Here is an 8727-nt window from a genome sequence, read left to right as displayed (position 1 = left end):
CCCGCCCGCCGGGGCGCCCATCTCACCCTCGACATCGCCCCCGAGCTGCACCGCGCGCTGCTGCGGCTCGCCGACGAGAGCGGCGCGAGCCTGTTCATGGTGCTGCAGAGCGCCCTGGCCGCCCTGCTCACCCGCTGGGGCGCGGGCACGGACATCCCCATCGGCACCCCCGTGGCCGGGCGGGCCGACGAGGCGCTCGACGACCTGATCGGTCTGATGGCCACCTCGCTGGTCCTGCGCACCGACACCTCGGGCGATCCCGCCTTCCGTGAACTGCTCGTCCGGGTCAGGGACTTCGACCTCGCCGCCTACGACCACCAGGACCTGCCCTTCGACCGGCTGGTGGAGGAGCTCAACCCGCCCCGCACCCCCGCGCGCCACCCGCTCTTCCAGGTCATGCTGGCGCTCCAGAACAACACCGAGGCCGTGCTGCGGCTCGGCGGCAACGAGGCGCCGCTGCGGCCCAGCGCCACCGGCACCGCCAAGTTCGACCTGTTCGTGGACGTGGTGGAGCACCGCGGCCGGGACGGCGCCGGGAACGGGCTCGTCTGCCATGTCGAGTACGCCGCCGACCTGTTCGACCACGCGACCGTCGACCGTGCCGCCCGCGCCCTGCACGCGCTCCTGGCCGCCGTGGCCGACGACCCCGGTGTGCGTCTCGGCGCCCTGCCCGCCCCCGAGCCCGTGGTACGGGCCGAGGAGGCGGCGGACACGGTGACCGACACGGCGGAGCTGGAGCGCGGACTCCTCGCCCGGGGCGATCTGCGGGACGCGGTGGCCGTGCCGGGCGCGGACGGAGGGACGGCCGTGTTCGCCGTGCCGACCCGTGCCGCCGCGGCCGAACAGGCGGCCCGCGCGCTGCGGCGCCCCGGAGCGGACACCGAGCCCGCCCCCCGGATCACGGCCGTCAGCGATCTGCCCAGGAACGCCGACGGCACCCTGGACACCGACGCCCTCCAGCGGCTGCCCCTCATCGACACGGAGGCCGCCGAGCGGTGGGAGCGCGGTCTGGCCGCCCTGCCGGGGGTGCGCGCGGCGACCGTGGCCCTGGAGGAGGCCACCGAGCCGATCGGCCGGCTGTACATCGGCTCCTCCGGCTCGCGCGCGGACACCCCGGCGCACTCCGCCGGTGACAGCGCCGCCACGGCCGTGCCCTCGCTCAGCGAGGGGCCGGAGCTGCCGGAGCCCACGGTGAGCGGCTGGGCCGAGGCGCTGCGGCGGGCGGCCGGGGGCGGCCCGCACGCCGAGGTCGTCCACGTCCGCGCCGACGGCACCGAGACCCGGCGCAGCTACGCCTCGCTGATCGAGGAGGCCTCCCGCGTCCTGGGCGGGCTGCGCGAGCTCGGGCTGCGCCCGGGTGACCAGGTGATCCTGCAGTGCGAGGACACCGAGGACTTCCTCGCCACGCTGTGGGGCTGCGTCCTGGGCGGGTTCGTCACCGTACCGCTGACCGTCCCCGTCTCGTACGCGACGGCGTCGGCGCCCGTGGCGAAGCTGGAGGGCGTGTGGGAGATGCTGCACCGCCCCTGGATCATCACCTCCGCCTCCGGCGAGGAGGGGCTGCGCGACCTGGCGCGGCGGCGCGAGTGGCAGGGCCTGCGGCTCACCACGACCGACGCGCTGCGGGCCGGACCGCTCGACGAGGACTGGCACCCCGCGCGGCCCGACGACGTGGTGCTGATGCTGCTGACCTCGGGCAGTACCGGTCTGCCCAAGGCGGTCCGGCTCAGCCACCGCAACGTGCTCACCCGGGCCGCGGCGACCGCCACCCTCAACTCGCTGACCGAGCACGACGTCTCGCTCAACTGGATCCCGCTGGACCACGTCACCGGTGTGGTCATGTTCCATCTGCGCGACGTCTATCTGGGCTGCCGCCAGGTGCACGCGCCGACCTCCTGGATCCTGGAGGACCCGCTGCGCTGGATGGACCTGGCGCACCGGCACCGGGCCACCGTCACCTGGGCGCCCAACTTCGCCTTCGGCCTGGTCAGCGAGCAGGCGCACCGGATGTCCGGGCGCCCCTGGGACCTCTCCCCGATGCGGCTGGTGATGAACGCGGGCGAGGTCGTCGTCGCGGCGACCGCCCGGCGCTGGCTGGAGGTGATGAAGCCGTTCGGCCTGCCGCAGGACGTCATGCACCCGTGCTGGGGAATGTCCGAGACGTCCTCGGTGGTCACCGACACCGTGCTGGCGGCCGAACCGCTCCCCGGCGAGGAGGCGTTCGTCAGCTGCGGACTGCCCTACCCGGGCTTCGCCATGCGGATCGTGGACGACCAGGACCGTATCGTCGCGGAGGGCACCGCGGGCCGCCTCCAGGTGCGCGGCACCACCGTGACCTCCGGCTACCACGACAACCCCAAGGTGAACGCCGAGTCGTTCACCCCCGAGGGCTGGTTCGAGACCGGTGACCTGGCCTTCCTGCGCGCGGGTGAGCTCTACATCACCGGCCGCGCCAAGGACGTCATCATCGTCAACGGTGTCAACCACTACAGCCACGAGATAGAGACCTGCGTCGAGGAACTCCCCTTCGTCGTACGGAGCTTCACCGCGGCCTGCGCGGTGCGCACCGACCCGGCGGCGGGCACCGACGAGCTCGCGCTCTTCTTCCATCTGGAGGAGGGCACGGACACCGCCCAGGCGCTGCGGGCGATCCGGGGCAAGGTGACCCGGGAGATCGGCATCAGCCCGGCACATCTGATGCCGGTCGAGGCGGCCGTGATCCCCAAGACGGAGATCGGCAAGATCCAGCGCACCCAGCTGCGCAAGCGGTTCGAGGCGGGTGAGTTCGACCCGGTGGCCCAGGCCTCGGAGATCCTGCTCGGCAGCACCGCGACCGTGCCCGACTGGTTCCTGCGCCCGGTGTGGCAGCGCGCCGAGCGCGTCCACGCCGAAAGGGCCGTGCCGGGCGGCCACACCCTGGTGCTGGCCGGACGCCACAGCCCGGCCGCGGAGGTGGCCGACGCCGTCGCGGAGCTGCTGCGGGAGCGCGGCGGCCGGTGCACGGTGGTCACCGCCGGGACGGAGTTCGCCCGGAGCGACGCCGCCGGCTACCGGCTGCGCGTCGACGCGCCGGAGGACTACGGGCGTCTGCTGGACGCTCTCGCGGCGGACGACCGGCCCGTGGAGACCGTCCTCCACCTCGGCGCACTCGGAGCGGGGGGCGATGAACCGGGCAGCGCGGCCGAGCTGCTGGAGGCCCAGCGCGACGGCGCCGACTCCCTGCTCTGCCTCGCCCGGGCCCTGACCGCCCGTCACCGCCCCGGCGGCCGGGTCGCCCTGTTCTTCGTGGGCGCCGGGTGCCACGCGGTGGGCGCGCACGAACGGCCCTCCTACGCCCACGGGGCGGTCGGCGGTCTCCTCAAGAGCCTGCGCGAGGAGCTGCCCTGGCTGAGCACGGTCCAGGTGGACCTGGCGTCCGGGGGCAGCCCCGGCGAGCTGGCCGCGCTCCTGCTCGCGGAGAGCGCCGCCCCGGTGGCCGACGCCGAGGTGGCCTTCCGCGACGGGCAGCGCTGGATCCGCCGGCTGGCCCCCCTGCCCGACCCGCTGCCGCGCGCCGCCGCGCCCGCCGTCGATGGGTTCCGGCTGGTCAGTGGTGGTCTGGGCGGCGTCGCCGGACGCCTCGCCGAGCATCTGCTCAAGACGCCGGGCACCCGGCTGCTCCTGGTCGGACGCACCCAGCTGCCCGACGAGGAGAGCTGGGACAAGCACCTCGCCGAGGGCGGCCCGCTCGCCCGCCGGATCGCGACGTACCGCGGCCTGCGCGAGCTGGGCGACGTGCGGTACGCGAGCGCCGACATCACCGACCTGGACGCGCTGCGCGCGGTCGTCGACGAGGCCGCCGCGGCCTGGTCCGCCCCGCTGGCCCAGATCGTGCACCTGGCGGGCCGCTTCGAGCAGCGGGCCGTGACCGATCTGTCCCTGGACGAGTGGCGTGCGGCGCTCGCCGCGAAGGTCACCGGCGGCTGGGCGCTGCACCGGCTCGCCCGGGAACACGCGACCCGCTCCTTCGTCTCCTTCTCCTCGGTCAACGGCTACTTCGGCGGCTCCATGAGCAGCTCCTACGCCGCCGCCAACGCCTTCCTCGACGCCCTCGCCGCCCATCAGCGCGGCGCCGGTCTGGACGCGCAGAGCCTGGCCTGGAGCATGTGGGACGAGCTCGGCATGAGCGAGGGCTACGGGCTCAAGTCGCTGACCGAGGCGCGCGGTTACCGCGTCCTGGACACCTCCGCCGCGCTGCGCTCCTTCGACCTGGCCCGCACCCTGACCGAGCCGCACCTGCTCATCGGCACCGACCGGTCGCTGCCCTGGGTGCGCGGCCACGTCCAAGCCGCGCCGCGCCCGGTGCAGCGCCTCGCGGGCCGGGTGGTCCTGGAGGACGACGCGGACCTCGGCGCGCTGTACACGGCCGCCGCCAAGGCCGCCGTGGCGGCCGGCGCCGACGGCAACTGGGTGCTGCGCGCGGCCGGTTCCGCGACGGGCGTGGCACCCGGCGCCGCCGACGACCCGGCGGAGGGAACGCGCCGGCTGGAGAAGACCCTCAGCGCCATCTGGTGCCGTGTCCTGGAGCGCGACCGGGTCGGAGTGGAGGAGAACTTCTTCGACCTCGGCGGCCACTCCCTGCTGCTGGTCCGCGCCCAGGGCGCGGTCAACGAGGAGTTCGGCTGCGAGCTGAGCGTGGTCGACCTGTTCAGCCACCCCAGCGTCCGTGCCCTGGCCCGCCACCTGGTCGACATCGGCGTCGGCGGCGCCGCACCGGCCGCCGAACGGTCCTCGGCTGCGGAGGCCCCGTCCGGCGGACTCGACCGCGTACGGCAGCGGGCCGAGCGCCAGCGGGCCGCCCGTGCCTCCCGCCGCCCCGCCCCGCACAACCCGAACAACCCGCACACCGAGCACGAAGGACCCCGTGACGATGGATGAGACAGAACGGCCGGAGTACGGGCCCGAGACGGCGGTCGCGGTCGTCGCCATGGCGGCACGCTTCCCCGGCGCCGACACCGTCGAGGAGTTCTGGGAGAACCTGGCGGCCGGCCGGGAGTCGATCCGGCCCATCACCGACGAGGAGTTCCTGGCGGCGGGCGGCGACCCCGCGCACCTGTCCGACCCCGATCTGGTGCGGATGGCCTCGGTGGTCGAGGGCATCGACCGCTTCGACTCCGCCTTCTTCGGCTACAGCCCGGCCGAGGCCGAGGTCATCGACCCGCAGCAGCGCCTGCTCCTGGAGTGCGCCTACCACGCCCTGGAGGAGGCGGGGTACGCCCAGGGGCACGGAGACCTCCAGGTGGGGGTGTACGCGGGCGCGGGCGACAGCCGGTACTACCCCGGGCACGTCCACCCCCGTTTCGCCGGGCAGAGCGCCTCGGTCGCCCTGGTCCACGCCGCCACCAGCAACTCGCTGGGCACCCTGGCCACCCGTATCTCCTACGAACTGGGGCTGACCGGGCCCAGCCTCTCCCTCCAGACGGCGTGCTCCACGGCCCTCGTCGCGATCCACACCGCCTGCCAGGACCTGATCGACTACCGCTGCGACGTCGCCCTCGCGGGGGCCGCCTCGCTCAACCCCTCGGCGCTGCTCGGCTACCGTCACGTACCCGACGGACCGTTCTCGCCGGACGGCCGCTGCCGGGCGTTCGCCGCCGACGCGGCGGGCACCTCCTCGGGCGACGGCGTCGGCATGGTCGTCCTCAAGCGACTGGAGGACGCCCTCGCCGACGGCGACCGCATCCGCGCGGTGGTGCGGGGTTCGGCCATCAACAACGACGGCCGCCGCAAGGTCGGTTTCACCGCCCCCAGCACCGAGGGGCAGACGGAGGCGATCCTCGCCGCCCAGGTCGCCGCGGGCGTCGACGCCGGCTCCATCGGCTACGTGGAGGCCCACGGCACCGCCACCCGGATCGGGGACCCCATCGAAGTGGCCGCCCTGACCCGGGCGTTCCGCGAGAGCAGCGACCGCGAGCGGTTCTGCGCCCTGGGGTCGGTCAAGAGCAACATCGGACATCTGGGCGCCGCCGCCGGGATCGCCGGCTTCATCAAGATCGTGCTGGCGCTGGAGCACGGGCAGATACCGCCCACCCTCCACTTCGAGCGGCCCAACCCGCTGATCGACTTCGCGGCCAGCCCGTTCCGGGTGCCGACCGCGCTGGAGGAGTGGGACGCGGGGTCCGCGCCGCGCCGCGCCGCCGTCAGCGCCTTCGGCGTCGGCGGCACCAACGCCCATGTGATCGTGGAGGAGGCACCGCCCGCCGCGACCGCCCCGGCCCCGCGCCGGGGAGAGGACGAGCGGTGGCACGTCCTGCCGCTCTCCGCCCGCACACCCGGCGCCCTGCGCGGCCAGGCGGCGAACCTCGGGCGCCATCTCACCGCGCACCCCGGCCTCGACCTCGCCGACGTCGCCCACACCCTGCGCACCGACCGCCCCGCCATGCCCCACCGGGCCGCGGTGGCGGCCCGGAGCACCGAGCAGGCCGCGCGGATCCTGCTGCACCCGCTCCAGGCCCCCGCCGAGGTACGCGGCGAGGAGGCCCCGCCGGTGGCCTTCCTGCTGCCCGGCGGCGGCACCCAGTACACCGGTATGGGCGCCGACCTCTACCGCGAGCAGCCGGTCTACCGGGACGCCGTCGACCACTGCGCCGCGATCCTGCGTCCCGTGACCGGCCGCGATCTGCGCACCGCGCTGTACGAGCACACCGAACCCGGGAGCGTCGACGCCTTCCTGGCGCTGGTGGTCACCGAATACGCGCTGGCCACCGCGCTGATGGAGCACGGCGTACGGCCGACCGCGTTCATCGGGCACTCACTGGGCGAGTACACCGCGGCCACCCTGGCCGGGGTGATGACCCTGGAGGAGATGCTGCCGCTGGCCGCCGAGCGGATCCGGCTGATCACCTCGGCCGGGGGCGCCACCGTCGGCGTCGCCCTCGGTGAGGAGGCGCTGCGCGGCTATCTCACCGACGACCTGTCGCTGGCCGCCGTCAACGGCCCGGCCGCCTGTACGGTCGCGGGGCGCGCGGAGGCGGTGGCGGCCCTGGAGGCGCGGCTGCTCGCCGACGAGGTCGCCTTCCGCCGGCTGCGGATGCCGGCCGCCGCGCACTCCCACGTCCTGGACCCGATCCTGCCCGCCTTCGCGGACGCCCTGCGGACCGTGACGCTACGGGCGCCCAGGATCCCGTACATCACCAATGTCACCGGGACCTGGGTCACCGACGCGCAGGCGACCGGGGTGGAGCACTGGCTCGACCACACCCGTCGCACGGTCCGGTTCGCGGACGGCATCGCCGCGCTGTGGGAGCGCGGCAACCCGCTGTTCGTCGAGATCGGCCCCGGCGACAGCCTCGCGAAGCTGGCCGCGGCCCGGCTCGGGGACGCGCCCGTGACCACGGTGCCCACCATGCGCCACGCCAAGGCCGCCAGCCCCGACGGACAGGTCTTCGCGGAGGCGCTGGGCCGGCTGTGGAGCGCGGGCGTGCCCGTCGACATCACCGGCCCCGAAGAGGCGCGCGAACCACGCCGGGTGCCGTTGCCGGGGTACGCCTTCGAGCGGCGCCGCCACTGGATCGAGGCGCCCGGGGCCAAGGCGCCCACCGGCGCCGACGACGAGACTGACGGGCAGAACGGCTCCGGCCGCGCGCCCCGGCCGTATCTGACCACCGAGTACGCCGCGCCCCGCACCCCCCGGGAGCGCGCCGTGGCCGCGCACTGGGAGGAGGCCCTGGGCATCGAGGGCATCGGCGTCCACGACAACTACTTCGACCTGGGCGGCGACTCGATGCGCGCCGTGATGCTGGCGGGCCGGATGCGCACCGAGGGCGTCCTCGACGTCCCGGCCGCCGCGTTCCTGTCCGCGCCCACCATCGCGGGGCTCGTGGCACTCGCCGGGCGCGCGGGCGCCGCCGGGCGGGACGCGTTCGCGCCGCTGCTGCCGCTGCGCGCCGACGGCGACCAGCCTCCGCTGTTCTGTGTGCACCCGGGCGCGGGCATCGCCTGGCGCTACACGGGCCTGCTGCCCCATCTCGGTGCCCGCCAGCCGGTGTACGGGCTCCAGGCGCACGGTCTGGACGGCACGGTGGAACCGGCCGCCGACGCCAAGGAGATGGTCGACTCCTACCTCGCCCGGCTGCGCGAGGTGCAGCCGCGGGGCCCGTACCGGCTGCTGGGCTGGTCGTACGGCGGGTTCGTCGCCCACGCGATGGCCACCGCGCTGCAACGGCAGGGCGAGGACGTCGAGTTGCTGGCGATGCTGGACGCGCCGCTGACCGGGGACGAGCCCGCGGACCCGGCGGCGACGGAGCGCCAGGTGGCGTCGCTGCTCGTGCGGGTCGCGGGCGTGGAGATGCCCGAGGGCGGGGCGGACGTCGACGAGGTGGTCCGGCTGATCGGTGCGGACGACGCGGAGCGCGGCCCCTCACCGGTGACCCGCGAGGAGGCGCTCGCGATCGCCCGGGTGATGCGCAACAACCTCGCCATCGCGGGCGGCTTCGCCCCCGAGGTGTTCCGCGGTGACGTGCTCTTCTTCAGCGCCACCGAGGCCGCCGGCGACACATCGGCCGACCCCGCCGACTCCGCCGACCTGTCGCTGGCGACCGGGAAGGCCGACAGCTGGCGCCCGTACGTGAGCGGCGTCCTCACCGACCACGCCGTGCCCTGCGGCCACTACGAGATGACCGAGCCGGAGCCGATGGCCCGGATCGGCACGGTGCTGGCCGCCGCCCTGCGGCCCGCCGCCGGATGACC

2 protein-coding genes are annotated in these 8727 nt (G+C 75.1%); both read left to right on the top strand.

The window, feature by feature from the left end; all coding sequences use genetic code 11:
* Positions 1-4917: SDR family oxidoreductase (locus tag ACJA3G_RS22920; protein ID WP_406554905.1), on the top strand; the 4917-nt coding region annotated here is incomplete at its 5' end.
* Positions 4910-8725 carry a type I polyketide synthase gene (locus ACJA3G_RS22915; protein WP_406554904.1) on the top strand — a complete coding sequence of 1272 codons (3816 nt, stop codon included), beginning with the start codon at positions 4910-4912 and terminating at the stop codon, positions 8723-8725. The genes ACJA3G_RS22920 and ACJA3G_RS22915, both read left to right, overlap by 8 nt.
* The last annotated feature ends 2 nt before the right edge of the window (positions 8726-8727 follow it).

It is taken from the genome of Streptomyces sp. YS-3 (assembly GCF_045257485.1).
Taxonomy (GTDB): domain Bacteria; phylum Actinomycetota; class Actinomycetes; order Streptomycetales; family Streptomycetaceae; genus Streptomyces.
Note: the sequence above shows the minus strand (reverse complement) of the source record. Positions and strands in the feature narration are given on the sequence as shown.